Annotated in this window: 31 protein-coding genes; 28 read left to right on the top strand and 3 right to left on the bottom strand. The window is 52.9% G+C overall.

The window, feature by feature from the left end:
* Positions 1 to 89 precede the first annotated feature (89 nt).
* Positions 90 to 1,655, bottom strand: a complete 1,566-nt coding sequence (locus ACO0LM_RS22870) for a hypothetical protein (protein ID WP_423040266.1) — start codon at positions 1,653 to 1,655, stop codon at positions 90 to 92.
* A 361-nt stretch (positions 1,656 to 2,016) separates the two neighbouring features.
* Between ACO0LM_RS22870 and ACO0LM_RS22875 the strand changes: the two genes are divergently transcribed.
* The 3 genes from ACO0LM_RS22875 to ACO0LM_RS22885 all read left to right on the top strand — a co-directional run bounded on the left by ACO0LM_RS22875 (position 2,017) and on the right by ACO0LM_RS22885 (position 4,656).
* The gene (locus ACO0LM_RS22875) at positions 2,017 to 2,658 is read left to right on the top strand and encodes a glutathione S-transferase family protein (protein ID WP_423040268.1); all 642 of its coding nucleotides are present in this window, start codon (positions 2,017 to 2,019) and stop codon (positions 2,656 to 2,658) included.
* Between the two features lie 98 nt (positions 2,659 to 2,756).
* Positions 2,757 to 3,317, top strand: coding sequence for a tetratricopeptide repeat protein (locus ACO0LM_RS22880; protein ID WP_423040270.1), 561 nt, complete (start codon positions 2,757 to 2,759; stop codon positions 3,315 to 3,317).
* 64 nt (positions 3,318 to 3,381) lie between these two features.
* Positions 3,382 to 4,656 (top strand): tetratricopeptide repeat protein, encoded by a 1,275-nt coding sequence (locus ACO0LM_RS22885; RefSeq protein WP_423040272.1) that lies wholly within the window; start codon positions 3,382 to 3,384, stop codon positions 4,654 to 4,656.
* A gap of 309 nt (positions 4,657 to 4,965) precedes the next feature.
* Here the strand turns inward: ACO0LM_RS22885 and ACO0LM_RS22890 are convergent, their stop codons facing one another.
* On the bottom strand, positions 4,966 to 5,748 hold the full coding sequence (locus ACO0LM_RS22890; RefSeq protein WP_423040274.1) for a 3-hydroxybutyrate dehydrogenase: 783 nt from the start codon (positions 5,746 to 5,748) through the stop codon (positions 4,966 to 4,968).
* A 50-nt stretch (positions 5,749 to 5,798) separates the two neighbouring features.
* Positions 5,799 to 6,539 (bottom strand): acetoacetate decarboxylase, encoded by a 741-nt coding sequence (locus ACO0LM_RS22895; protein ID WP_423040276.1) that lies wholly within the window; start codon positions 6,537 to 6,539, stop codon positions 5,799 to 5,801.
* A 508-nt stretch (positions 6,540 to 7,047) separates the two neighbouring features.
* Here ACO0LM_RS22895 and ACO0LM_RS22900 point away from each other — a divergent pair.
* The 25 genes from ACO0LM_RS22900 to ACO0LM_RS23020 all read left to right on the top strand — a co-directional run bounded on the left by ACO0LM_RS22900 (position 7,048) and on the right by ACO0LM_RS23020 (position 26,242).
* Complete coding sequence (locus ACO0LM_RS22900; RefSeq protein WP_423040278.1) at positions 7,048 to 8,187, top strand: hypothetical protein; 1,140 nt, start codon at positions 7,048 to 7,050, stop codon at positions 8,185 to 8,187.
* Positions 8,188 to 8,444: 257 nt separating this feature from the next.
* Entirely contained in the window at positions 8,445 to 8,780 is a 336-nt protein-coding gene (locus ACO0LM_RS22905) for a hypothetical protein (RefSeq protein WP_423040280.1), read from the top strand.
* The gene (locus tag ACO0LM_RS22910; protein WP_423040282.1) at positions 8,780 to 9,070 is read left to right on the top strand and encodes a hypothetical protein; all 291 of its coding nucleotides are present in this window, start codon (positions 8,780 to 8,782) and stop codon (positions 9,068 to 9,070) included. Before ACO0LM_RS22905 ends, ACO0LM_RS22910 begins: the two co-directional genes overlap by 1 nt.
* Positions 9,071 to 9,148: 78 nt before the next feature.
* Positions 9,149 to 9,835 (top strand): hypothetical protein, encoded by a 687-nt coding sequence (locus ACO0LM_RS22915; protein ID WP_423040284.1) that lies wholly within the window; start codon positions 9,149 to 9,151, stop codon positions 9,833 to 9,835.
* Entirely contained in the window at positions 9,816 to 11,300 is a 1,485-nt protein-coding gene (locus tag ACO0LM_RS22920; RefSeq protein ID WP_423040286.1) for a terminase large subunit domain-containing protein, read from the top strand. The genes ACO0LM_RS22915 and ACO0LM_RS22920 overlap by 20 nt, the downstream gene beginning before the upstream one ends.
* A gap of 435 nt (positions 11,301 to 11,735) precedes the next feature.
* A complete protein-coding gene (locus ACO0LM_RS22925; protein WP_423040463.1) occupies positions 11,736 to 12,026 on the top strand; it encodes a DUF4258 domain-containing protein in 291 nt (96 codons plus the stop codon).
* Between the two features lie 10 nt (positions 12,027 to 12,036).
* Positions 12,037 to 12,516 (top strand): helix-turn-helix domain-containing protein, encoded by a 480-nt coding sequence (locus tag ACO0LM_RS22930; protein WP_423040288.1) that lies wholly within the window; start codon positions 12,037 to 12,039, stop codon positions 12,514 to 12,516.
* 89 nt (positions 12,517 to 12,605) lie between these two features.
* Positions 12,606 to 12,980: a hypothetical protein gene (locus tag ACO0LM_RS22935; protein WP_423040290.1), complete on the top strand. Its 375-nt coding sequence runs from the start codon at positions 12,606 to 12,608 to the stop codon at positions 12,978 to 12,980.
* 84 nt (positions 12,981 to 13,064) lie between these two features.
* On the top strand, positions 13,065 to 15,908 hold the full coding sequence (locus tag ACO0LM_RS22940; RefSeq protein ID WP_423040292.1) for a portal protein: 2,844 nt from the start codon (positions 13,065 to 13,067) through the stop codon (positions 15,906 to 15,908).
* Positions 15,909 to 15,923: 15 nt separating this feature from the next.
* Positions 15,924 to 16,157 (top strand): hypothetical protein, encoded by a 234-nt coding sequence (locus ACO0LM_RS22945; RefSeq protein WP_422985228.1) that lies wholly within the window; start codon positions 15,924 to 15,926, stop codon positions 16,155 to 16,157.
* A 142-nt stretch (positions 16,158 to 16,299) separates the two neighbouring features.
* On the top strand, positions 16,300 to 17,289 hold the full coding sequence (locus ACO0LM_RS22950) for a hypothetical protein (protein ID WP_423040294.1): 990 nt from the start codon (positions 16,300 to 16,302) through the stop codon (positions 17,287 to 17,289).
* Between the two features lie 10 nt (positions 17,290 to 17,299).
* The gene (locus ACO0LM_RS22955) at positions 17,300 to 18,355 is read left to right on the top strand and encodes a N4-gp56 family major capsid protein (protein ID WP_422985224.1); all 1,056 of its coding nucleotides are present in this window, start codon (positions 17,300 to 17,302) and stop codon (positions 18,353 to 18,355) included.
* 15 nt (positions 18,356 to 18,370) lie between these two features.
* Entirely contained in the window at positions 18,371 to 18,583 is a 213-nt protein-coding gene (locus ACO0LM_RS22960) for a hypothetical protein (protein WP_423040296.1), read from the top strand.
* Positions 18,584 to 18,592: 9 nt separating this feature from the next.
* Entirely contained in the window at positions 18,593 to 18,961 is a 369-nt protein-coding gene (locus tag ACO0LM_RS22965; RefSeq protein ID WP_423040298.1) for a hypothetical protein, read from the top strand.
* A 124-nt stretch (positions 18,962 to 19,085) separates the two neighbouring features.
* Positions 19,086 to 19,571 (top strand): hypothetical protein, encoded by a 486-nt coding sequence (locus ACO0LM_RS22970; RefSeq protein WP_422985218.1) that lies wholly within the window; start codon positions 19,086 to 19,088, stop codon positions 19,569 to 19,571.
* Positions 19,572 to 19,574: 3 nt separating this feature from the next.
* A complete protein-coding gene (locus tag ACO0LM_RS22975; protein WP_423040299.1) occupies positions 19,575 to 20,255 on the top strand; it encodes a hypothetical protein in 681 nt (226 codons plus the stop codon).
* Complete coding sequence (locus ACO0LM_RS22980) at positions 20,252 to 22,297, top strand: hypothetical protein (RefSeq protein ID WP_423040300.1); 2,046 nt, start codon at positions 20,252 to 20,254, stop codon at positions 22,295 to 22,297. The genes ACO0LM_RS22975 and ACO0LM_RS22980 overlap by 4 nt, the downstream gene beginning before the upstream one ends.
* 9 nt (positions 22,298 to 22,306) lie before the next feature.
* Positions 22,307 to 22,840 carry a hypothetical protein gene (locus ACO0LM_RS22985; RefSeq protein WP_423040302.1) on the top strand — a complete coding sequence of 178 codons (534 nt, stop codon included), beginning with the start codon at positions 22,307 to 22,309 and terminating at the stop codon, positions 22,838 to 22,840.
* 3 nt (positions 22,841 to 22,843) lie between these two features.
* Entirely contained in the window at positions 22,844 to 23,257 is a 414-nt protein-coding gene (locus tag ACO0LM_RS22990; protein ID WP_423040304.1) for a hypothetical protein, read from the top strand.
* 421 nt (positions 23,258 to 23,678) lie between these two features.
* Positions 23,679 to 23,948, top strand: coding sequence for a hypothetical protein (locus ACO0LM_RS22995; protein WP_423040306.1), 270 nt, complete (start codon positions 23,679 to 23,681; stop codon positions 23,946 to 23,948).
* An 11-nt stretch (positions 23,949 to 23,959) separates the two neighbouring features.
* Positions 23,960 to 24,130 (top strand): hypothetical protein, encoded by a 171-nt coding sequence (locus ACO0LM_RS23000; RefSeq protein ID WP_423040308.1) that lies wholly within the window; start codon positions 23,960 to 23,962, stop codon positions 24,128 to 24,130.
* Positions 24,130 to 24,525 (top strand): hypothetical protein, encoded by a 396-nt coding sequence (locus tag ACO0LM_RS23005; protein ID WP_423040310.1) that lies wholly within the window; start codon positions 24,130 to 24,132, stop codon positions 24,523 to 24,525. Before ACO0LM_RS23000 ends, ACO0LM_RS23005 begins: the two co-directional genes overlap by 1 nt.
* A gap of 491 nt (positions 24,526 to 25,016) precedes the next feature.
* Positions 25,017 to 25,499: a glycoside hydrolase family 108 protein gene (locus tag ACO0LM_RS23010; protein ID WP_423040312.1), complete on the top strand. Its 483-nt coding sequence runs from the start codon at positions 25,017 to 25,019 to the stop codon at positions 25,497 to 25,499.
* Positions 25,492 to 25,935 (top strand): hypothetical protein, encoded by a 444-nt coding sequence (locus ACO0LM_RS23015; RefSeq protein WP_423040314.1) that lies wholly within the window; start codon positions 25,492 to 25,494, stop codon positions 25,933 to 25,935. The genes ACO0LM_RS23010 and ACO0LM_RS23015 overlap by 8 nt, the downstream gene beginning before the upstream one ends.
* 61 nt (positions 25,936 to 25,996) lie before the next feature.
* Positions 25,997 to 26,242, top strand: coding sequence for a hypothetical protein (locus ACO0LM_RS23020; RefSeq protein ID WP_423040316.1), 246 nt, complete (start codon positions 25,997 to 25,999; stop codon positions 26,240 to 26,242).

Raw genomic sequence — 26,242 nt, forward strand, 5'->3', positions numbered from 1 at the left:
TCGTAACGCCAGATGCTATGTCTGGCCCTGCGCCAGGTCAATGGAAATTGAAGCGCGTTTATTGGTTCCAGCATTTGAAGATGGCATCCTCATTGATACAAATCCAATTTCTGCATCAGGCGTTTCATATCGACAGCATAAAATTGGGGTATCTTAAAGGCCCTTTTACATGGCACGGCAATGGCTTCTCCGTTTTGCAGGCCCAGGCTTACATTGCCGCGAGATAGGCAGGCTTGTGTCATTTCATCGACCAGTAGCAAGGGCCCGGATATATTTTTTCCTTCCATTTGAATAATTTTCATCCCTTCTCTAAATACCTTGCACCCTTTGATTTCTCCTATGGTGAAGACATCTTTGTCAGTGTAAAAGCTGACATCGCCATTGCAGTTTTCTTCCATTAAGCTTGCCAATGCCATGCGCTGGATATTCAGGTGTTGTGATGGCGGTGGCGGAGCGGGTTTGGCTAATTGTGTACTGGCAAGAAATTCGGGCCAGACAGTTGACATGGCTTGATCACCGAGTAGCCTGGGTAGCCAATGCGGTGTGCAGTCTTTCTTCGTACCGCATTCCATGGCTTGTTCAAAGATGGTGGTGTCCCGCGTATTCAATACCTGGTAGTAGTCATTTATTTGCTGTAGGGGGCTGGCATCGTTCTGGCGCACCCCCAAACCCAGGACATGCAGTGCCAAACCACACTCATACGGCATCGCGCCGCTGTTGACCATATTGTCTGGTAATGCCTTCCAGCTATAGCCACCAGCCTTGGAAATGCAATTGGAAATGGCCGTACTGAGTTCTGTTGCTGCCTCTTCTGGACTCACCCACCTGGTCTTTACACTTGCTGTCCAGCGCAGATATTCTGCACCCCCTTCGACGATAAACGGGGCGCTCTGACCGTTTTCCTTTGTAGGGGGCGGTTGAAAACGATGGGCAAATTCATGCCAGACAAATTTTCTTAGTCGCGCATCTGTACCTGGGGTGGGGTGCTGAGGCCAGTTATACAGGGCAAGGCGCAAGATATCACCGGCATCACCCCAAAAATTGAGCGCGCCGCCATTCTGCTCTACAGTTGCTGCGATGATGGGTTTGCGAAAAGCGATATCTGGTAATCCCTTATGATAAAAATCTATGGCCTGGTCGCTTATTTCTTGTAGCAGTTGACTATTCTCTGTCCCCAGCGCTGGGTTGAAATAGCTGATGGCACCAGCTTCCGACGAAATCTGCTTTTGCAATAACAGTACCGCCATATATTGCCCATCGTAGTCATCATATGAAGCTGCATTGTGAAAGACGCGGGATTTGAATGCGATACTTCCTGGTGCTGAAAATTGATAACCGACAGCACCACATTTGTCGCTGATTGCATAGTTGGATGTGTGTGCATAGATACCTTCACCCATAGGGAAAGAACCGGGCGAAACGCGGTCATAAAACTTGCTTGTTGCGGGTACGTGGAAGCGTATGCTGGTACATGCCTTGTTGATTTTTCTTAATGTGGTGCCGTCTGCCGTGCCACAGTCATCTATGGCTTGCCAGGCTGATCGAATCACCGTGCCGAACTTGAGCAGGTTTCCTTGATTCAAAAAAGGGATGGCATCACATGTTTGCGGCAATTGATAAGCGACTTCCAGCATCTGTGGAGAGATCAGTTTCAAGTGAACGCTTACCTCAGCGGCCTGGGTTTGTTGGCTTGGTAAATACGCGAAAACTGCGGAAATAAAAGAAATAAAAGCTAAGAGTTTCATCTTGAGATATCTGTTGATTTTATTTTGTAAAGTTGAAGTCAGTATGCGTTGAGCTAGCATAGTTTAACATTGGGCCGTGTTGAAAAGTCGGCTTACGACAGACGCAGCACAATTGTGCGGATGTGGTTCTGCAACGAGAGTTGTCCGGCATGCGCAGGGCCCATGTAAGACATTGCCTTACATGAATTGTGCGTGGAATTGTTTTACCCTGGCGCAGCTAAAATTTTTGGTATGATGCCTTTTCTGACTTCATTGACGAAGGAAAATCATCATGTACAAGCTGCACAGTATCTGCCAGTCTGGCAATGCCTATAAGGTTGCCCTGTTGTTGCAAGCACTGAACCAGCCCTGGCAAGCTGAATTTGTGGATTTCATGAAGGGCATTTCACGCGATGAAACATGGCGTGAAAACAGCAATGAATTGGGGGAGATACCGATACTGGAAGATGGTGACCTGCGCCTGACGCAATCGGGCGTCATCCTCACTTACCTGGCGGATAAACATGGTGCCTATGGTGGCAAGACAGAAGAAGAAAAGCGTGAAATCTTGCGCTGGATTTTGTTTGATAACCACAAATTCACCAGCTATTTCGCCAGCCATCGCTTCATGAAATCCTTTGGCCCGGCTGCACCAGACGCCAATGTCATGGCTTGGTTGCGTCAGCGCATGGACAATGCTTTTCTGATTGTGGACAAGCACCTGGTAACCCGGGCTTACATGGTGGGTGACAGCCCGACGATTGCTGACATGTCCATGTGTGCTTACCTGTTCTACCCGGAAGCAGAATCTGGCTACCCTATCGTGGGGCGCTTTAACCATATCAGTGCCTGGCTGGACAGGCTGCGCGGCTTGCCGGGTTGGGCTGACCCGTATGCGATTTTGCCGGGCGAGCATATTGCACCAAAATGGTAAATTGTTGATTGGGCTGATTGGGCTGATTAGTAAATGGTGATGCGTGGTGGCGGGCAGATGGATAGGCTCATCGCCAGCATGATTTCATGAGCGCAATAATGACAACATCTGATTACCCGCATGCTGGATTGAAAGCAAGGCTGCTGGCGGCCATGCTGGCAAGCGCCTGCCCTTTGCTGATGGCAAACCCGGCGGAATCACCCAATGCACCAGCCAATGCGGCAGCCAGGGATGTGCCTGCGAAAGAGGTGCGACTGATACCGAACGTCAAGCCAGTCATGCCAGTCAATTTCCTGGAAGTGAAAGAAATGGCGGCACGCGGCTATCTGAACGAACAACTGATCCTGGCCGATATGTATGAAACCGGGCGCGGTGTCAGGCAAGACGATGCAGAAGCCTTCAAGTGGGCGCTGAAGGCGGCGCAACAGCGTCATCTGCCATCACAGAATACGGTGGGCATCAAATATGCCATGGGCACCGGCACACCAAAAGACATGGTCAAAGCCTATATGTGGTTTACCCTGGGTGCTATGGCGGGTGAATTGTCACCGGTCGAAAACCGTTTCATCGCCGCCAAAATGTTAACGCCAGAACAGAAAACGCAGGCTGAAGCCCTGGCGGTGACGTGCTGGAACAGCAGTTTCAAGAATTGCCCCTGAGTAATAATAGAGGTAATATTTGTAGGTTTGGCGCAAAAACCAGCTTCCACACGCCGGAGATAAAATGAAGAACGCACTCAAACCAGCTTCCATCCCGGTGCTGGCACTGCCGGCATTGCTGATATCAATGTTCTTGCTGACTCAATCCATTAGCGCCTGGGCGGCCGACAATAGCAATGGCAATCAAGCCGCCACAAAAAAACAGCATACCTGGACTCTGGCCGAACTGAAGGCCGAGGCGGCCAAAGGGCAGGCCTGGGCGCAAAATGATCTGGGGTATCGTTATTCTGTGGGGGATGGGTTGAAACAGGATGAGGGCGAAGCGCTCAATTGGTATCAAAAAGCGGCGTTGCAAGGCTATGTCACCGCGCAATTCAATATTGGTACCATGTTTGAAAAAGGGTGTGGGGTACCGCAGGATTTTCAGCAAGCCGTCAAATGGTACCGCCTTGCTGCTGAACAGGGGCATGCTGGTGCGCAGACCAATCTTGGTGTCATGTATGTCAATGGAACCGGCGTGCCGCAAGATATTGCCGAGGGTATCAAGTGGTATCGCCAGGCAGCTGCCAAGGGGCAACCGGTCGCGATCTACAATCTGGCGGGTTTGCTGGAAGCGGGCAGAGGTATCAAAAAGGATTTGAAAGAGGCCTACAACCTGTACCTGGAGGTGGCCAAAAAAGGCGATGACGACGCCCAGTTCTCTGTCGGTTTAATGCTGGACAAGGGGCGTGGCGTCAACCGTGACGATGCGGCTGCCGTGAAGTGGTACCAACTGGCGGCGGACCAGGGTAATACCAGCGCCCAGACCAATCTGGGGACCATGTATGAAAATGGCCGGGGCGTGAAAAAAGATTATGCGGCCGCGATGCGCTGGTATCAAAAATCGGCCGCGCAAGGTGCAGCCAGTGGCCAGGTGGGTGTTGCATGGATGTATGAAAACGGTTTTGGCGTACCGCAAAATTCTGCCGAAGCCATTAAATGGTACAAGCTGGCTATCGCCAAGGGAGATGCCCGTGGCGCATCCAATCTTGGCTTTATGTATTCAACAGGCAAAGGCGTGCCGGTTGACGCGGTGGAAGCAGTCAGGCTGTATCGCCTGGCGGCAGAGAAGGGTGACGCGCAGGCACAGAACAACCTGGGGTCCAAGTACGACAAGGGCCAGGGTGTGGCGCAGGATTACGTGCGTGCCTACATGTGGTTCAAGCTGGCCATGGAGGCCGGTAACGCCAATGGCATCGACAACCTGCCCATCGTGAAGCAAAGAATGACATCAGCCCAGGTGATTCAGGCAAACACCATGGCGGAGGAATGCCGCAAGCGGGAATTTAAGGGGTGTTGAGATGGGCTGCTTTGGGCTGAAGATCAGTTCAAGCCGCTCGGCTTGATGTTGAAGTGCGCCATGCACTGCGGGTAGCAGTGCCTGGCGCGATTCAACATTAAGTGCAAAATTTTAAGTTGTCGTTTGCCTGCTGATTCGCCAAATCATGCGCCAAATTATTCGCCAAGCGATTTGCAACAATCAATATAAGTCATTGTTTTTAAATTGATTTTAGTCATATTTTGTTCGCTTAAATATTCGCCAGAATATTCGCCATGACCGTGAATTGATACTCGTCACGCGGCGCATGGCGAAGGTGGCGAACCGGCTTTAACTCATATGCCAGCCGTGGCTGACAGTAATCGATTGCCCTGTCAATGCATTGGAACCGAATGAGGCCAGGAACAGCGCTGTCTGTGCCACGTCTTGCACGGTGGTGAATTCGCCATCGACGGTTTCTTTCAGCATGACGTTTTTAATCACGTCGGCTTCTGATATGCCCAGTTCTTTTGCCTGTTCCGGGATTTGCTTGTCCACCAATGGGGTGCGGACAAAGCCGGGGCAAATGACGTTGGCGCGGATATTGTCTTTGGCACCTTCTTTGGCCACCACTTTGGCCAGGCCGATCAAGCCATGTTTGGCGGTGACGTAAGGGGCTTTTAATGGCGATGCTTCATGTGAATGCACCGAACCCATGTAGATAACAGCGCCGCCCTTGCCACCCGCTATCATCGCGCGCATGCAGGCACGGGTCGTGAGGAAGGCACCGTCAAGGTGAATGGCGGTGAGTTTTTTCCAGTTATCTAGGCTTAAATCAACGATGGGGCTGATGATTTGTATGCCAGCGTTGCTGATCAGGATGTCCACAGTACCGTAGGCGGCAACGGCGTCGGCCACGCCTTTATCGACCTGGGCTTCGTCAGTGACATTCATGGCCACGGCCATGGCGGTACCGCCTGACTGTTCAATTTCTTTGGCGGTGGCGGTGGCGGCTTCCAGCGCCATGTCGGCGATGACAATTTTGGCACCTTGCCTGGCGTATTCAATGGCGATTTCTTTGCCAATACCGCTGGCGGCACCGGTGATCAGAGCAACTTTGTCTTTGAGTAACATGATGTTTCCTTTATTGATGGAGGTTATTTTTTAAGGGCTAGTGGACTGTTTCATTTCGCCAGGTAGTCATACGCAACGCTGCCATAAGGCAGTGTCAGGTCGGCCAGGATATGAACTGCAGAGAGTACTTCTCGCACCGGCAAGGCTGCCACCGGTGCCAGTGCATGGGGGAAGAGATCGAGTGCGCCGGGGCCGCCCCAGGCACCTTTGATGACGATATCGGTCAGGCTGTATTGCACCAGCTCGCAGATGCGCGGTGTGCCATCTACATGCGGGATAATTTTCAGCAAGAAACTGGGCGTGCTCATGCCAGCCTTGACCGCAACCGGATCAAGCGTGGTGTGTTTAAAGCCCATGGTGCCGGTTGCCACGCGGATGTCGCTGTAATCCAGGCTACCCACCAGCGTGTCTTTGTGTACCCGCAATTCTGGCTCGCCCAGTTTTTTAGGAAAGCCCCATAACTCACGCCCTGCGGCAATCGGCGGGTGGTCGTTCAGGTACATGCTGTGTACATAGCCGCCCGCCACCCCATCCAGCGTGACAGGAATCACCTGACCGGATTCGCAATAATGCCCAAAGCCGGTTGAATCAGGCATATTGATGAATTCAAACTTGACGACCGGCTCTGCCATTTGCAGCGGCGCGGGAATCACTTTTCTTAATAAATCGGGGTCGGTACGGTAGGTGATGATCAGATATTCTCTGTCCGTAAAACGATACGGCCCGGGGGGGAAAGCCGAATTCGTATAGGGCATGGCGAAGGCATTGTTGCGGATATCATCTTCTGTCATAGCTTGTCCTGTTCTTCTGCAAGTTTGTGAATAACTGATGGATGGGCATTAATGGGGGCCGGTCTGCACGGGCAGGGGAGTCTTTGACATCATGATCGTCTGGCTGCGCCTTTATTCAATGGGCGGATAGAGGCGTATATAGTAACTGAAGCTTGATTTTTTTGTATTTCAGCTTTGTTACAAAGTATTCGGCTGCCCTGCGGCGCGGTGGCGACATGCGCTGTTTTCAGGTGCTTGACCACCAAAATATTCCGGCTTACACTGGTTTCTGATACACGTCATTGTTGCGTCTTATATGGCGTCTTATACGGCGTCTTACATTGTGTCTTAAAGCGATAAAAACCCGCCCTTTGCTGGCGGGTTTTCTATTTTCTGCTCCTGTCTTTCTTCCTGCATTTCTTCCGCTTTTTCTGCATCTTTCTCCTGGTTTTTCTACCGCATTGTCATTGTTGGCAAGGCGGTCTTTTTCACGCTCATGCTGTTTTTCAAATCTATTTAAGGATTAAAAATGAAACACGATCAATTTTTGACTGCCCTGGGCAGTGTCTTATTAATGCTGGCCAGTTTGATGGCAGCGCCGCAAGCCAGCGCGGCGAGCTGGCGCTTGACGGATTTGGGTGCCTTTGCCGGTGGCACCAGCAATGCCCGTGGCCTGACGCCAGATGGGCGCGTGGCTGGCTTTTCTACGGAGGCTGATGGTCAGCCTTATCCGTTTTTAAGTAGGGGCGGGCAGATTGTCAAAGTGGGTAGTGGCATAGGCGCACCACTGGTGGTGAATGCGCAGGGGCAATCTGCCGGGGCGATATTGGGGGCTGATGGCAGCATGCATGTCGGCCTGTTTGCCGGCCAGACATCCACCGATCTGGGCAGTATTGATGGCGGCATCAATCTGGTCTATGGCATTAACAATAGTGGGCAGGTGGTGGGTTATACCATTTTGGCAAATTATGACGAACGGGCTTTTGTTGCGACCACGAATGGCATGGTGAATCTGGGTACGCTGGGTGGGCGCTTTGGCAGAGCGGTAGCGATCAATGCATCGGGCGTAATTACCGGTGTTTCGAGCAGTGCCAGCAACCAGAACCAGTGTTTTGTTTCGTATGGCAGTGGCATGAACAGCATAGGTTCACTGTCCACCACGGGCGGCTGTGTACCGTCCGCCATCAATGACGCAGGACAGATAGTCGGGTCATCTTACAATGGCACGGCAACACATGCATTTTTATACGATGGCTATCAATTCCATGACTTGGGTACACTGGGCGGAAAAACCAGTTATGCCAATGGCGTCAATCAGTTGGGCCAGGTGGTGGGGCAATCAATGACGGCTGGTGGTGATGTGCGGGCCTTTTTGTATTCTGCAGGCCAGATGACTAACCTGGGTTCACCAGTGGCGAGAGGTGGTAACAGCGCTGCGTATTCCATCAACGCCAGCGGCCAGATCATTGGCTATTACACCGTACCTGGCAATTCGGATCGTCGACCAGTCCTGTTTAATAATGGCAGCATCATCGATCTGAATACACTACTGCCAGAATTGACAGAAATTGATGGCGTTTATATTTACCTCAACGACGCAGGGCAGATCGCCGGCACAGGTAAAATCAACGGCGCACGACATGCGTTTTTGTTGACGCCTATGCCTTGAAGTAAACGATGGTCGCGTGAAAATTGTCAGAAAAAAAGGCGGTAAAAATAATTTATAAAATTCTTTATAAATGACTTGCCCGTCAAAATATTCCGACTTACACTGAATTCTGATACACGTAATAGCTGCGCCTAATTTTAAGCCTGCCGAATTTTTTCGGTGGGCTTTTTTCTTATGTGATTTTTTTGCATAAAGGCACAGATACATATTCAAAACCCCGTTGCTAAACCAACGGGGTTTTTCTTTTTAGGACAATCATGGCAACTCCGATTTCGGTTTGTATAGCAATAGATGAAGACGGCAATATCAGTGTCGGCACGCAGGATTCTGCTTCAGGTGCATCGTCGGTACCTTCTGCGTCATCTGCAATGGGGATGGAGGCAGATGCGTCTGCTGCCGACGACGCTGGTGATGCATCCGGCATGCAGCCGGCGGATAACATAGACCAGGCGCTGGCTGTGGCGCGTGAGCTGTTGCGTAATGCGGCACAGGTGGGTGCTGCCACCATTGGTGGCGAACCTGGTGGTGAAGGCGCACAGGACGCAGCCGATGCGGCTTTCAAATCGCGTCGTGGTGACAAGGCGGGGTTTTGATGATGATGGAAGATGTAGACAAAGCGACTGAAAAAACTACTCAGCCATCCGGTGGTGATGTGATTGAAATGTCAGGCGACCTGATGGGTGCGGTGGCACTGGCTTATGGCTCACCTGTGGATTTTGATGGCGTCACCATCAGCGTCTTGCGTGAACCTGGCACAAACCGCCTGCTGGCCCTGATTATCAGCCCGGTTGATATGCAGGGTGATGAACCGTTTGCCAGGTATCAGGTACATCCTGATCATGTGGCAAAGGCTCGCCAGCGTTCACTGATTGTGCCAGCCTGATTTTATGCATGATTTAAGCATGATTTAAGCATGATTTAAGCATGATTTAAGCATGACAAAAAGGGGGAGAGTACGAAGATGACTATGCCCGATGAAGAAAATAAGTTAAGCAAAAAACGCCGCATCGACTGGGAATCCGTCGAACGTGATTACCGCGCCGGTGTGTCTTCCGTGCGTGAAATCGCCAGGTTGCACGGCATCTCTGATACCGCCATCCGCAAGAAAGCCACCATGCAGTTGTGGGAACGTGACCTGACACAAAAAGTGCAGGAACAGGCCAGGGCAGAGCTGGTGCGGGGCGAAGTTGGGTACGGAGAACCGAGATTCGGTGAAGAGCATAGTCCAACTGCACCCAGTGAAAGGCAAATCGTTGAAACAGCGGCTGCCACGGTGGTGCAGGTGGTGCGCGAACACCGCGCCCGCATACGCCAGGGCCATGCGCTGGTGGAATTGCTGACGCAACAGTTGCTGGATGTGGCCGGGCGGCGCGATGAATTTGAACAGGACATCGAAGCCGATTGCGCCGACGACAAAACCGGCACCCGCCAAAGCCGTTTGCTGAAGGCGGTGTCTTTATCCACCCATGCGGCGCTGGCGGTCAGCCTGGCGACTGCAACCAAGACCTGGATAGGGCTGGAACGGCAGGCTTTCAATTTGCGTGAGTTGGCACCGGCAGAAGATGACATACCGGCGATGACGGACGCGCAACGGCGTGCCCGTCTGGCAGCTTTGCAGGAAAAATTATATGGCCTTGAACAAGGATGAAGAACTGGAATTGATCGCGCTGCTGGAGCAGGAACAGGCAGCGCGGGCAGTAGATGACCTGGCGGTGTATGCCACCATGACGCTGGATGTGACACCGGCGCGTCATCATGCCTTGTTGATCGCAGAACTGGAAGCAGTGGAACGCGGCGCGCTGGATATGCTGATCGTGACCATGCCGCCCGGTTCGGCCAAATCAACCTATGGCAGTGTGGTATTTCCCGCCTGGTATCTGGGGCGGCACCCGGAACGCTGTGTGATTGCTGCGTCGCATACGGTAGAACTGGCCGAACGTTTTGGTCGGCGTGTGCGTAATCTGTTTGGCAGCAACGCCCATGCACGGGCTTTTCCCAAGAGTGGTTTATCGGCGCATAGCAGCGCCGCCGGGCGCTGGGACACGGCGCAGGGCGGTGAGTATTTTGCGGCGGGCGTGGGCGGATCAGTGACTGGTCGCCGCGCTGATCTGGCGATCATTGATGATCCGGTCAAGAGCCGCGAAGATGCCGATAGCCCGACCATACGGGAAAAGCAGTGGGCATGGTGGCGTGATGACATGAGCACACGCTTGAAGCCGGGTGCCGCCACGGTACTGATCATGACGCGCTGGCATGAAGATGATTTGGCTGGCCGCATGATCGCTGATTTGAAACAGGCAGGTCAGCGCGTGAAGGTGCTGTCGCTGCCGATGGAAGCACGGGAAGACGATGCCCTGGGCCGCGCCGTTGGCGAACCCCTGTGGCCAGAATGGTTCACATCGCAGATGCTGGAAAACGCCAAGCGTGAACCCCGCACTTGGTCAGCCCTGTACCAGCAGGAACCGCGCCCGGTGGGTGGGGGCGAATTCAAGAATGAATGGCTGCTGTATTACCAGCGCCAGCCCGCGACCAGCAACAAGGTGATTTTGGTGGATCCGGCCAGCGGCAAAAGCCGCACACGCGGTGATTTTACGTCGATGTGGGTAGTAGGGCGCGGTGCCGATGGCAATGATTATGTACTGGATGGTGTGCGTGATCGTTTGAATTTGACAGAACGTACCGAAGCCCTGTTCACGCTGGTACGCCGCCACCGCCCAGCTGCTGTCGGTTATGAACAATATGGCCTGCAATCGGATATCGAACATATCCGCATCGAGCAGGAAAGGCAGCAATACCGTTTCCGTATCCTGGAACTGGGCGGTGCGACAAAAAAGGAAGATCGCATACGGCGTTTGATCCCGTCATTCCAGCAAGGCCGCCTGTGGCTACCCGCCAGCATGAAACGCCAGATGGCCAACGGCCAGTTGCGCGACATCATGGATGATTTTCGTAACGAATACGCCGCCTTTCCGGTCGGCGCCCACGACGACGCCCTGGATTGCCTGGCCCGCAAGGAAGAACCAGCCATACGCAAATTTTTACTCGCCCCGCGCGACGAAGATGAATTCGAGGACGAGGCTTTTGCGCCTTTGGATGCGGAGTTTAATTATTGAGGGGTTTGAATGGTGTGGTTATAAAGAAAGTTTTCTTACACACAAGCTGTAAGGTTGACTACCGGAGCATTTGAAATGTGACGGATTTGATGAACCGGAAAGCATGTATCGGCTCAGCGTTCAGGAACATAAATATAGACAAAAATCGAAGTGAAATTGTGTATAAAAATACACAATTTCAATCAATGCAGATTGTGATTAAGTAAGAACTATGACAAACTTTTACTTACTTACAAACGAATAAGTATGTGGATAAAGTTCTTTTATTTACTAGTTATCCACAGATTTTTTCACTCAGTTAACCAAATATCGTATATGCCTGTGGATAAGTCTGTTGATATTTATAGAGTTTAGACCTATATTTTGTATAGGCTTTCTTTAATCTAATATATGGCAAAAAAGCCCAATCCTAGCCTGACTCCAAGTGTGATGAGTATGCGAGCATCTGCGTTGCAAGCGATCATACGAACAAGAGCAATAGATTCGAAGAAGCTTATTTTCACAAAACATGTTAGTGCTCGCATGAAAGAACGCGGAATAACCCTGACATGTATTATTGAAATTTTAACAAAAGGATCGATTCACCGTGGGCCCGAACCAAATTTAATTAAGGGCTCAATAGAGTGTCGAATGGAATACTACTGTGTAGGTCATAACATTGGGGTGGTCGTTGCATTAAGCGACGATGACCCCAATTTAATTGTTGTTACCGCTATGCATATTTAGGAGAATCAAAATGTATCACTTTACCGATGGAGGCTTGCGTAATGTATGGCTTGCAAACGGTTATGTCGAGCATAATACGCCCTATGGCAAAGGCGTTTCATTTCATGATCTTGAAGGGCTTATCAAAGCGATTTGCGCTGCAATTGTAAATAAACCCGGAAAATTAACTGGTGCAGAATTTCGTTATTTGCGATGTGCATTAGGTTTGTCCCAAAAGTCATTGGGACACATGATGGGATACAGTGAACAAGCTCTTGCTAAGTGGGAAAAAACTGGGAAAATACCTAAATCGAATGATTTTCACCTTCGATGTGTATATATGTCACACCGATTGGGAGATCAAAAGATTAGCACAATGATTGAGTCGATCAAATTAATAGATCGGATTGCCAATACACGCATTATAGTGTCCGAACATCGCAAGAAATGGAAATCCACTTTCGAAGTGGACGAAATTGAACAAGATGAACAAACACTTGAAGCAGCATAATAAATTTAAAAAAACCGCTAATTAGCGGTTTTTTTTATGCCAAATACAACCGCCCTTGAGGCGGTTTTTTATTTTTAAGGATATCAATCATGGCAAGCGTTAGCCCCCAATTTTCTCGTGACATCGGTACCCGTGATGCCAGTGTCGTTTTGTTGAGCTGGGCTCTGAGTACGGCGAATACCGATGGTCTGCCGTTTGAAATGCCGGAATGGGCCGATCGCACCTGGCAGGCGGTGGGTAGCTGGGGTGGTGCGACCTTAAGTCTGCAGGGCAGCAATGATGGTAGCAACTGGTTTGTGTTGTCGAATGCGGCGGGCGGTACTGCGGCCACGCTGTCTGCCAATGGTGGCCTGGCCAGTATCGAATTGCCACGCTATGTGCGGCCCAACCTGACCACACCCGGCAGCGGAGCGACGGTGACGGTGAGCCTGTGCGCACGTCGCGCCACGCCGTTGAGGAATTGATATGGCCCAGCATATACCGGTCAGAAAAGGCGGCGGTGGGCCACGCCCACGTAGTTGGCAATGAATGTGGTCAATGAGATGACAATGAAAAATAAAAATGTGAATGCAGGCCAGGCTTTGCCAGGCGGTGCGCGTGTCCGTAGCGCCCGCGGCGGTAAAGAAAATGGGCAAGATGCGCTTGGTGAAGATGGTGGTGACGATGGCGATGACGATGGTGATGACAACATCAGTGATGCGCCAGGCGACGAACTAAGTGAAGCGCGCCTGGCGCGGTTGGCGGCGTTTTCTTCCACCCTGCGCGCGATGCGTAATACGGCGATAGAAGCGCGCCGCCAGATGGGTGTGGAAGAGCAATGGCAAGAAGATGAAGACCATTATGAAGCAATCGATGATGCCAACCGCACGACATCGGCCCGTATCAAGCCGTATGACTTTGGTGGCACCGGCACCGGTGCCACCCGTGCGCCAGATGCCAAGGCGACGCGCAGCACGGTCTTTGTGCCGCTGACGCGGCCGTATGTGGATATGGCATCGGCCCTGATTGCCGATCTGTATCTGCCCACTGATGACAGGAACTGGGATGGTGAACCTACCCCGGTGCCAGATCTGGTGAAGCAGGCAAAGGACATGACCCCGCTGATGCAGGCAGCACAGCAGATGCAACTGGGGCCGCAAGGACTGCAAGGGCCGGATGGACAGGCCGGGCAGGGTGGCGCAGCCATGCCAGCTTCCATGCTGGCACGCCTGCGCAGCCTGTTTGTGAAGCCTGCAGGTGGCCAGGTGATGCAGGCTGGGCCACCCGCCGGAGTTGCTGACTCGGTTGCAGCACAGGGGCCGGGTATGCCAGCCGCCGCGCCGCCGCCTGCAGCCAACCCCATGCAGGGTGCCATGCCAGATGCAGGGATGATGCCGGGTGTACCTGTAGGCATGGGCATGCCTGCATCACCTACGACTCCGGCATTACCAGCAACACCGGCACCGCAAACCGTCGGCGATCTGGCGCAGCAAGAAATCGATGCTGCCAATGATGCCTGGAAAAAAGCCCGTACCCGCATCGATGACTGGCTGACTGCCTGTGCCTATAACGCAGAAATGCGCAAGGTGATCAAGGACATGGCGCGCATTGGTGTCGGCATCATGAAGGGGCCGTTTCCCAAAGCGAAATCGACCAAGGCGGTGGTCAGGACTGACCAGGGTTATGCCATAGAGATACAAGAAAAAGTGATACCTGCATCGCGCCGTATCGACCCCTGGCGTTTTTACCCGGACCCTGCTTGCGGTGAAGATATCAATAACGGCAGTTATGTGTTCGAGCAAGACTTTATCACGCGCAGCAAATTGCGTGACCTGGTGAAGCTGGACAGTTATATCCCGGCGCAGATTACGCGCTGCCTGGAAGAAGGCCCCATCAGCGCCACCCATGGTGCGCGCAAGAGTGCCGCAGAACAGCAGACTGATTCTGACCTGTTCGAGATATGGTACTTTGAAGGCCAGGTGGAATGGCAGGACATGGCCGATGCCGGTTGTGAAGTGGAAGGCGAAGCCGGTGACGTCTTTCATGCCGTGGTGACGATGGTGAATGAGCATGTGATCAAGGCAGCACTGTCGCATCTGGATAGTGAAGAATTTACTTATGATGTGACGGTATGGCAGCGTAAATCAGGCTTGTGGATAGGCGATGGCGTGGCACGCCAGGGTCGCACGGCGCAACGTGGTTTGAATGCAGCAGTGCGCAACCTGATGGACAACGCCGGCCGTTCTGCCAGGCCGCATACGGTCATCAACCGCAAGGCGGTGGTACAGGGCAATGACCCTTACACCTGGTACACGCGGGGCGACGCCGATATTTCACAGGTGGCGCATGCGATGATGTTTTTTAATGTGCCCAGCATGCAGGGCGAGCTGATGAACATCATCCAGTATTTTTCCAAGATGTTTGAAGATGCCACGGGGTTGCCGATGATGATGCAGGGCCAGCAAGGGGCTGCACCAGAAACGGTGGGTGGCATGCAATTGCTGATGAATAATGCCAGCATCGTGCCGCGTGACATTGTACGGCGCATTGATGACTGCATTACCGAACCGCATATCGGTCGCTATTATGAATACCTGATGATCCATGGCGAAGACGATAGTGAAAAAGGTGATTTCAGTATTCATGCGCGCGGTTCCAGCGCGCTGATGGAAAGGGCGGCGCAAGACCAGTTCCTGGTGCAGATTGCGGCCTTTGCCACCAACCCGGCCTTTGGGTTGGACCCGGAACTGTTTATCGAAGAATTGTTGAAATCCAAGCGCATCAACCCGCAAAGGCTGAAGCTGAGTGACGCCCGGAAGCAGGAAATGGCCGGGCGTCAACCACCGGAAGATGCGCGCATTACGGCCGCCAAGATCATGGCGCAGGCTGGTCTGGCGAAAGTGCAGGCACAGGCGCAGGCCAACGGGCAATTGCAGATGGCGCAGTCGCAGGCTGAACTGCAGCGCATTGCGCAAGAAGCCGGCCACCAGCAACAGTTATTGCGTACCGGTGGCAGCACGCCACAAATGGCCAACGCCAGCGCCCGCATCGAGCAGGAACGCATACGCGCCCAGACGGCGCAAATGGTGGAGACATCACGCGCCAACGCTGAAATGGCACGCGCCGACAAGGAAATGCTGATCGCGCAACAGAATGGCGAATATGAAATGCGCAAGCTGGAACTGCAACGTGAAATCGCCTTGCTGGATTATGCCAACAAGGAAAAAATCAGTATCAATGATGCCAGGACCATGTTGGCCAAGTCCGCCATGGACAACCAGACCAAGCGTGAACTGGCAGCGGCTGAAATACAGCTGGCACAAAATGAGGGTTTGCAAGATCGGATGCTAAGCCTGCATAAACACCATACCAGCCTGGTGCGTGATGAAATCAGCACGCCCGATACGCCATAGGATAGGGACAGGGCCATGAATGAAGAAGATTTTCAGCTCAACAATGAAGAGCGGCACAGCCCGGTATGGGCGCGCCTGCGCGAGCATCTGCAGCAGCGTCTGCAAAGCCTGCGTCAGCGCAATGATACAGACCTGACGCCGGAACAGACGGCAAAGCTGCGTGGCCGCATTGCTGATACACAGTATGTTTTAAGCCTGGGAATCGCTAACCGCGATGTACCGGAACCATTGACAGACCGCGACGAGTAATCGTTGCCCTGTCTGTAGTCTGACCCGCATGAGCGGGCTGTCACAGTTAACCACAGAGTGGCCCTGATCAGCGGGCAAGTGTCTTTCATTTCTGTTTCAACTATGTCAGTCCACCAGGCGGGTTTTGTTTTTTGGAGAAGCAATGATGAGTGGTGAAATCGAACAGGGTGGCGCGGCAGAGCAGCCCGTCCAGGGCAATCAGGAAGCGGGCCGCAGTGCTGATAGCGTCGGTAGTGCAGGTAGCGCAGGTAGCGAACGCAATAGCGCTGAAGCCGCAGCAGCAGCGGCGGCTTTTGAGCGGGCGCGCAGTGAAACATCCGTCGCAACAAAGGCAGAACTGGATAAGGATGCCAGTGCCGGTCAGGCTGAAGCGCAGCCAGCGCCGAGGATGCTGGCTGGTTTGACAGAACAACAGATCGCCGGTTTGTTGGGTGAGATACCGAAGTATCGCAAGCAGATTGATCATCTGGCCGGTAACAACGGCAAGTTGAATGCCGCGATACAGCGCCTGCAGCAAGAGGTGCCGCGTGGTCAGGCTGTCACGGTCAATGACGAAGACCTGGCGGAAATGCGCGAGATTTTTCCGGAACTGGCAGATTTGACCAAGGGGGCGCTCAACAAGATTCTGGGCAAACTCAATACCCGGGGTACCGGGCCAGGGAATGATTCAGGGAATGATTCAGGGAGTGATTCTACCAATGGCAGGACCAAAGCTGCAGGCCGCACACCGGACGACTATGTCGCTCTGGCTAAAAAGGCTGCGCTGGAAGTTGCGTCGTCAGAGCGGGTGAATACCCACGTTGAATTATTGCATGGCTTAAACCCCGGCTGGGATCAGATTATCGGCTTGCCGGATGTTGATGGCCGTTTGCCACAGACGGATTATCGTCGATGGCTGGCGGCCCAGCCTGTGGCTTACCAGACCAAGATGCACAACTCGAACAATGCGTTTGAAATCGGTGCTTCGATCAAGGCTTATCAGCAAGCCAGGGACGCCTTCGCCAAAAAATCGCAGCAAAACAAGAGCCGTCTTGCCAATGCCATGCAGCCGCAAGGCCAGGTGGCGGCACGCGGTGTCATTTCTGAACAATCAGCTGCCGACAAAGCTTTTCAGGCACGTCGCCAGCGCTAGGAGTTAATTTATGCCAGTAGCAAGCTATGCCAATGTAACCCAGCGGGTGGGCACGCTGAAAGGTGAAATCCTTTCGCATGCAGCACCGGTTGAAGTCTTGTCTTTGGTCGGTACCGACAAAGATAAAGTCATCCCCAAAAACAAATCGAATAATGTGAAGTTTCGCCGCTGGCTGCCGTATGGTGGCGTGGATAATCAGTGGATTACCGCCAACAACGTCGCCACATTTGCATCCAGCCAGCAAGCCGTCGAAGGCGTCACGCCGACAGCCGACACGCTGACCCCAACCGATGTGACGGCAACGCTGGTGCAGTACCTGGTACTGTACTGTGTGACCGACCAGATGAACGACATGCATGAAGATGGCGACATCATTCCCGATGAAGCCAAACGCCAGACCGGCCAGCGCATGGGCCTGATCGGTGAAATGGTGCGTTACGGTGCCTACAAGGCAGGTACCACAGTGTATTACAGCGGCGGCACGTCGCGCGCGACGGTAGCCAACACGGTGACCATCAATATGTTGCGCAAGGTGGCCAAGACTTTGCTGGCCAACCATGCGATGCCGATCACGCAGGTGCTGGTGCCTTCCACCAATTTTGCGACGGCACCGATAGAAGCGGCCTTCGTGGTGTTTTGCCATACCGATCTGGAACCGGCCATCCGCGATTTGCCCAACTTCAAGGATATCGCCAATTACGCGCAGCGCAAGCCTATCCATGATATGGAAATCGGTTCCTGTGAACGTTTCCGCTTTGTGTTGTCGCCTGAACTGGCTGGTTATCCGGATGCTGGTGCGGCCATTGGCGCAACCGGCATGACCAGTACCAGCGGTTCGCTGATTGATGTCTACCCCATGATCATGATGGCCGATGAATCGGTAGGCCAGACCCATCTGGGCGGTGTTGAAAACTGGGATGCCTGGTATCTGCCACCGTCGCAGCGTGACAAGTCTGATCCGGGCGGCCAGCGCGGTTATGTCGGTGCCAAATGGTATTACGCCGCCATCATCCAGAACCAGGGTCGCCTGGCTGTGGTGGAAGCCGGCACACCTTTGCTGAGCTAATGAAAGGAAACCTGTATGCCTGAATCCATCAAGCAGCGCAGCAATGCGATGGCAAGCCATCGTGATGCCGAGGCGGTACGTTTTCTGATCTCTGCCCTGCGCGCCGATGTGGCTGCGCTGCGCACGGCACTGATCGCTACCAACGCCAAACTCGACAATGATGCCGGTGTGACTGATACCAATTATGGCGCGCTGAACAATCCACCCGCGCTGACCACCAACCTGTAAGGAAGCAAGATGCCTCAAAATATCGCTGGTCAGATTCTGACCTATAACCCATCCCAGGGCTCGGCTGCATTTGCCAATGGCCTGGATGTCCTGGATGGCACTGCCATCACCGCCACGGACTATGTAGAAGTTGTCTGCGGTTTCAAACCCAAGTATGTGAAATGGGAAAACCTGACCGACCGCGTCTGCGGTGAATTTTACGAAGGCATGGCTGCCAATAGCTGTGTCAAAACGGCGGCAAACGGCACCCGCACGCTGGAAGTTGGCGGCGGCAACGGCGGCATTACGCTGACGAATAATGGCTTTCGCGTAGTGCAAAATGCCACGCTGGGCCTGGTGCTGGCATCCAGGACTTGTGCCTGGCGCGTGCACGCGTAATGTAGCCGCGTCACTTTTTAAAAAGTTTAAGAAGTTAAGAAGTTTTACGAAGTTATAAGAAGTTTTTAAGGTTTTCAACAAAAAGAGCATCTACGGATGCTCTTTTTTTATTAAAGGATCAAACATGTCACGAAGCAAAAACACGGCTGAACTGCAAGGCCCGGTGGCACCCGATGTCACCATGCCTGCCAGCGGCGTTTTCAGTCATGATGATGTGCCTGAAATTGAAGTCGTTGCCGATGTCATGGCCGATAAAAAGGACTGGGCAGACAAGATGAATTTCATGAATGAAACCGTGTGCATACGCATACAGGAAACCACCAACCCGAATGAAGAACCACGGGTACCGGTGTGCGTGAATGGCGTCAGATCTCATCCTGTCTACGGCAATAACCTGCCACGCGGCATAGAGCTGAATGTCAGGCGCTATGTGGCTGAAGCGCTGTTGCGCGCCAAGCCCATCAATGTGCGTACTGTCAAGACTATCGATCATGACGGCAATGACACTGCCAGGATAGTACGCAGCATAGGCACGGCTTATCCGTTCGAGTTGATCAACGCCAAGCCGCGTGACACGGAATGGTTGCGGTCTATACGCGCGCAGGCATAAATCGTGAACTATCTGTCTATCGTCAATGCGCTGCGCGAAAAATGTGGCGCTTCGGGCGCCGCACTGACCACGGTGACGGGGCTGAGTGGTGAATCACTAAAGTTTTGCAACTGGGTGAATGACGCATGGATAGATATCCAGGGCATGAACGAACACTGGGAATTCATGCGCGCCAGTTTTTCATTCAACACGGTGGCACAACAGCAAGCTTATACCCCGCTACAGGCGAATGCGGTGAATTTTGGTAACTGGAAAACCGATAGCTTCAGGCTGTATCAAACCGCGCTGGGTACCGCCAATGAAACCTGGTTGCCTTGTCGCGACTATGGATATTTTCGTAACCTGTATCAGTTTGGTGCCATGCGGACTGCCTATCAGCGCCCGGTGGAATGGGCGGCCAGCCCGGCCAAAGCCATTTTGCTGGGCGCTGCGCCGAATGCCGCAGGCTATACGGTGACGGGTGAATATTATCTGGCACCACAAGAGTTGCAGGCGGCGACGGATGTGCCGTCTTTGCCGACCGAATACCATAGGGCGATTGTGTATCGCGCCATGATGTTTTACGGTGGCCATGAAGCGGCGTCGGAAGTGTTTCAGCTTGGTCAATCCGAATTTGACAAAGTGCTGGCGAGACTGGAATTGAATCAGTTGCCGCCCGTACGTTTTGCGGAGCCCTTGCTATGAAGATGCCTGTGGTACGTCAGGATTATTATCCGCTGGGTGGCGGGCTGGACCTGGTCACGCCATCGATAGCGATGGCACCAGGCATGGTGATCGATGCCCAGAATTATGAACCGGCGATTGGTGGTGGTTATCGTCGCATTGATGGCTATGAGCGTTTTGATGGACGGCCATCCCCCAGTGCGGCTGCTTATACGCTGGTGTATGTGAATACCACGGCGGGTATTGCCGTTGGCAATACGGTCACTGGTGCCAGCAGTACGGCGACGGCCTTGGTGCTGGCTGTTTTCAGCAATTACCTGGTGTGCAGCCGGGTGAGCGCCACTTTCCAGGTGGCTGAAAGCTTGCGGGTAGGGGCGACACCGGTGGCCACCGTCACCGCACCGCAGGCCAGCAATGGCGCCAGTTCAGTCAGTGATCATGTCGATTATGCCTTGCTGGCGGCGAATGACCAGCGCAGCCTGATACAGGTGGTGCCGGGCAGTGGCCCGGTGCGTGGCGTGTGGGTGTTTAATGACGTGCTGTATGCCTTTCGGGACAATGCAGCGGGTACTGCTGCTGCCATGTATAAGGCAACAGGCAGTGGGTGGGTGCAGGTCAGTTTTGGTGTGGAGGTGCAGTTTACAGCGGCCACGGCTGAAATTAAAACGGGTGATGCAGTGAGCCAGGGTGGTGTCTCGGGGGTGTGTGTGGCAGCGATGCTGCGTACCGGTACCTGGACTAGCGCCGGGGCCGGTACGCTGGTGTTTGCTGCGCTGACGGGTGGTGCCTTTGCTGCCGGTGCCTTGCAGGTAAGCGGTAGCAGCAAGGTGACGGCGTCCGGTGCATCGACTGCCATCACGCGCCTGCCTGGCGGCAGGATGGAATTTTTCAATTACAACTTCACTGGTGCCAATAATGCCAGCAAGATGTATGGTGCCGATGGCGTGAACCTGGCATTTGAATTTGACGGCAATAATTACATCCCCTTGCGCACCGGCATGACGCAGGATACGCCCGCCCATGTGATTGCCCACAAGGGCTATCTGTTTTTATCCTTTAACGCCTCGGTGCAGTATTCCAGCCTGGGTGCGCCGTATTCATGGACGGTAGTGACGGGGGCAGGGGAACTGGATTGCTCCAAACCGGTGACCGGTTTTTTACCGCAAGGCGGTAACCAGGCCGGATCTTCACTGGCTATTTTTACTGCCGAACGCACTTTCGTGCTGTATGGCACCAGCAATGCTGACTTCAAGCTGGTGTCATCGATTTTTGATATCGGCTACAGCGCTTTCACCTGCCAGCAAGTATCGAATGATGCCTTTGGTATGACTACCCGCGGCATACAGGCACTGACCACGACCCTGAATTATGGCGACTTTGATTATGCCTCCGTCAGCCACATGATACAGCCGCTGGTGACCCGCAAACGGGGGCTGGAATGTGCATCGACGACCTTGCGTACCCGCAATCAGTACCGCGTGTATTTTACCGATGGTACGGCACTGGCAGTCGGCCTGACTGGCGACAAGGTGAATGGCATGCTGCCGCTGAATTATAACCGGCCAGTGCGCTGTATTTGCACCGCCAATCTGAGCAATGGTACCGAGGTGACGTATTTTGGTTCGGACGATGGCTATGTGTACCAGGACAATGTCGGTACCTCGCAAGACGGCAATGCCGTCGAGGCCTGGTGCCGCCTGCCGTTTAACAATAACAAGTCACCGCGCATCCGCAAGCGTTTTCGTCGTGCGGTATTTGAAGTGGTGGTGGACGGTTTTGCGAAGGTCAATATTTCCTACGATCTTGGCTATGGCAATCCGGCGGTATTGCCGTCAGCACCGCAAAGTGACACAGCGCTGAGCGGCGGTGGCGGTTACTGGGATCAGTTTAACTGGGACCAGTTCAACTGGGATGCGGCTTACGTCAGCAGCCCCTCGTTGTCCATCGACGGCACGGAAAAAAATATAGGCTTGCTGTTTTATTCGAACCGCAGCCAGGACCAGTCACATACCCTGCAGGGTGTGACGCTGATGTCCACACCGCAATTACTTCAACGTTCATGAAAGGCAGGTATGACTAATCCGTATTACGCGCAAACGGGCGTGCCAGTTGCGCAGTCACGTGGCGTTTCTGTTTCCGTCAAATCAGAGTTTGGCCTGGTCCAGGCTGGTTTTGAGGGAGTGAATACGCAATTTGGCGGCAAGGGCAATATCGCTGGCCAAGCATGGACCGGCACACATGATTACACCGGCGCGACGCTGACCATGGCAACACCAGCGCCAGGGGATAATTCGACGAAGGGGGCGACGACGGCTTTTGTCGCTGCTGTTCAGGCCGTCATTGTTGCGATGTTCCCCAATTATGCACCCCTGAATTCACCAGCATTGACCGGCACACCAACTGCGCCGACCGCTACGCTTGGCACCAACACAACACAGATCGCCACGATGGCCGCATTGTTTGCGCAGGCTATGAGCGCTGCGTTGCCAGGACAGAGTGCGGCAACGGTTGACAAGGTTCCTGTAAGCGACGGTACCACAGTGACATGGAGTGATGCTGTGGCTGTTGGTAGCGATGTACACCTTTTCAACAATTACGGAGGCTAAAGCATGCCCGCGAATCAAAAACCAATTTTCCCTTTAAACCCCAAGGTCCAAATATCAACGCTGATCACAGCAGCTAATACGGCGAAAGATGGTACAGGAACGGTTACCCAAATATCGGCGGCAGCCGGGGCAAATGGTGCCTATGTTGAAAGTGTCGAAGCCTTACCAATTGGCACCAATACTGCATCGGTTTTGCGCGTGTTTCTCAACAATGGATCGACACCTACAGTCGCGGCGAACAATATTTTGTGGGAAGAAGTCAGTCTTCCCGCCACCACGCTGACAGAGATTGCAGGCCAGACAAAAGTTGTTATCCCAATTAATCGAGCTATCCCTGCTACTTATACATTGTATGCCACCATCGGCACCGCAGTGGCCGCTGGCTGGCGTGTGCGGGCACATTCTGGGGATTATTGATCATGGCTGGATTTCCAGGTTACGTAAATGCGCCACCCAGTGGTTACCAGGTATTCAAAACATCAGGCAATTTTATTTTGCCACTGGCACAGAATTTTATTGTTGATGTTTTTGGTGCTGGCGGCAGTGGGGGCGGTGGATCAGTCGCGGGTACTGCTACCAATTCTTGCGGTGGTGGGGGGGGGCACGGAATCGTCAACTCTTCACGGCATCAGCACTTAAGATCGGAACAAATGTCCCCATAATAATTGGATCGGGAGGGGCATCGGTTACTTCTGCCGGGGTATCTATATTCGGTAATACAGGAGGTAAATCATCATTTGGTTCTGCTGCTTTAGGGATATTAGTAGAAGCGTATGGCGGCTGCGGCGGTTCCCCAGGTTCTGGCGCAGGAGGGGGGGGATGGCTAGCGCTGGCAATAGTGGCGTTGGCGCTGGTGGCGCGCCCAACGATGGCTCAAGCAATGCTACAAACGCATTCCCAGATGCGTCATCAGATTACGGTGGCGGAAATGGTGGTTCTATATCATTCCCAAATACATCAGGTAACGCAGTTTGGGGCGGTGGCGGCGCTGCAAATCAAGCATCTGGCGGGGGAAGTATTTTCGCTGGTGGCGGCGGCGGATCTACTAGTGCATATGGAGGTGCATCCGGCCAATATGCAGTTGGTACATCTACTAGCGGCATTGTAAGAAATGGTATTTTGCACGCTTTACAAGGTGGTGGTGGGTGGGGCGGACCTGGTGCAGGTAGTGGTCTTTCAGGCATAGCTGGTGGGTTTCCAGGTGGTGGGGGTGGTGGCATTGATGGAACAGCAGGTTCGGTAACAGGCAAAGGCGGCGATGGTATGGTAGTCATTTACTGGTGGTGGTGATGATGAAAAGCGCAGAAATAAAAAACGGCGTAGTTATCAATGTAGTAATTGGCTATGTGGATGGATATATACCTATTGATGATATCGTTGATGTGCAGATAGGCGACTTATATGATGGGCTTGTTTTTACAAAGAAACCGATCCCGCAGAAGAAAATACCGCAAGTTGTCACCATGCGCCAGGCGCGTCTTGCCTTACTTAATGCAGGCTTGCTTGATCATGTGGAGACTGTACTTGCAACTTTACCAGGCACACAAGGCGACACAGCCCGTATCGAATGGGAATTTTCAAGTACAGTCGAAAGACGAAAACAACTGGTTGTCGCACTCACACCGGTGCTGGGCATGACCGATGCACAAATGGACCAACTCTTCATAACAGCAGCGACCTTGTAGGAGGTTTTATGAAACATGCGAACATTCAAGACAAAATCAAGTCCGGCGACTTGATAGCGCTGCCACATAAAAATGAGGGAGCCTTTACGATCTCGTAAGTACAGGCAGTACGAAGCAGTACACAATCTTTCAGCAGTAATCGAACATGTATTGCAAAACTACGACACGTCAGTCCACTTGGTCAAAGCATAGTTGATTGAAGTGAACGAATATACAGTCCGCATTTGCGGATTTTTTTACGCCTGAAGAAAAGGAAATCCAATGGAGGAAAACCATATACCGGCGTGGCTGGATGCGATATCAATTGGCACTATTGTCGCCACCTTGGCCGGATGGCTACCCGCAATGGCTGCATTGGCTTCCCTGGTCTGGTCTTTGATCAGGATCTACGAGACGAAGACGGTGCAATCCTGGCTGAAATGCGGGAAGTAAATTTTGATGTGTAAGACCAAGCCCTGGATGATTTCGGGGCTTTTTTTATGGAACATACCATGAACAATTTTGAATTATGTATTGCCCCCTTGCTGGCGAATGAAGGTGGCATCACCAATCATCCGCTGGATAAGGGCAAGCTGACCAAATACGGCATCAGCCAGCGCAGTTACCCGAATCTGGACATCGCAGCACTGACTGTCGAACAGGCAAAAGCGCTGTATAAGCGCGACTTCTGGGATCCGTATCGGTTGGACCGCTTCGCGCTGGTTGTCGCATTCGAGTTTTTTGACTGTGCGGTGAATTGCGGTACCGGCACGGCCGCCCGCATCTTTCAGCGCGCCCTGGGTGTGGCTGAAGATGGGATTGTCGGCTCCATCACGCTGAGCAAGGCATTGGCCAGCAATCCAGACAAGCTGGCCAAGACCATGGCAGCACACCGAATCAAGTTTTACACCTCGCTTTCGCAATTCGACACGTTTGGCAAGGGGTGGGTCAATCGTATGGCCAATAACCTGCTTTGGGAGACGCAAAATGTTTGAAAAACTAGGACTGTTCTACAACGTATTCCGGCAGGGCCAAGCTGTTGCCGACGCTGTGAAACTCAAAAACAAACAAATGTTGGGCAACTTGATTGCCGTCTTGCTGGGCTCTGTATTTGCGATCGGGAAATTGTATGGCTACGACTTTCATATCTCGTCGGATGACCTTACCCATATTGGCGCTGTTGCTGCTATCGGCTTCGGGCTGTTCAACGGTGCAGCAACTGTTGCAAGTTCCGACAAAATTGGACTGCCGGCCAAGCCTGAACAAAATAGCGCAAGCAATACAGTCAGCGGAACCCCGGTGCCAATCCTACCTGAGCCACCAGCACCCGAGTCAGTGCAGCCTGAGCATCATACCTTTGCACGAATCGCTGGCGAACTCGTTGACTCAGACAACCCGCTCGCCGGACTCGATACCACTTATCGCGGCTGACTACCTTCACAGCATCAACGGCATCAGCTTTTCTACCCACTGTCACTATTAAGGAATCATCATGCTACAAATCGCCGCTGCAATTCTCTCTATTATCAACTTCCTCGCCCAAAACAAGGACCAGGTCAAGCAATTGATCACCAGCATCGAAAGCCTGATCCCAGATGCGCCAGGCAGCCAAAAAGCTCTGCAAGTGCGCAATTTCATTTCTGCCAGCCTCGGCATTGAAGAGCAGTTTGAAAAAGCCTGGGATCTGGTCGCGCCATTGTTCAACAGTTTGGTTGCCGCTACTAAAATCGGCAAATAA

Origin of the sequence: Undibacterium sp. Di26W, assembly GCF_049340265.1 — a bacterium.
Lineage (GTDB): Bacteria > Pseudomonadota > Gammaproteobacteria > Burkholderiales > Burkholderiaceae_D > Undibacterium.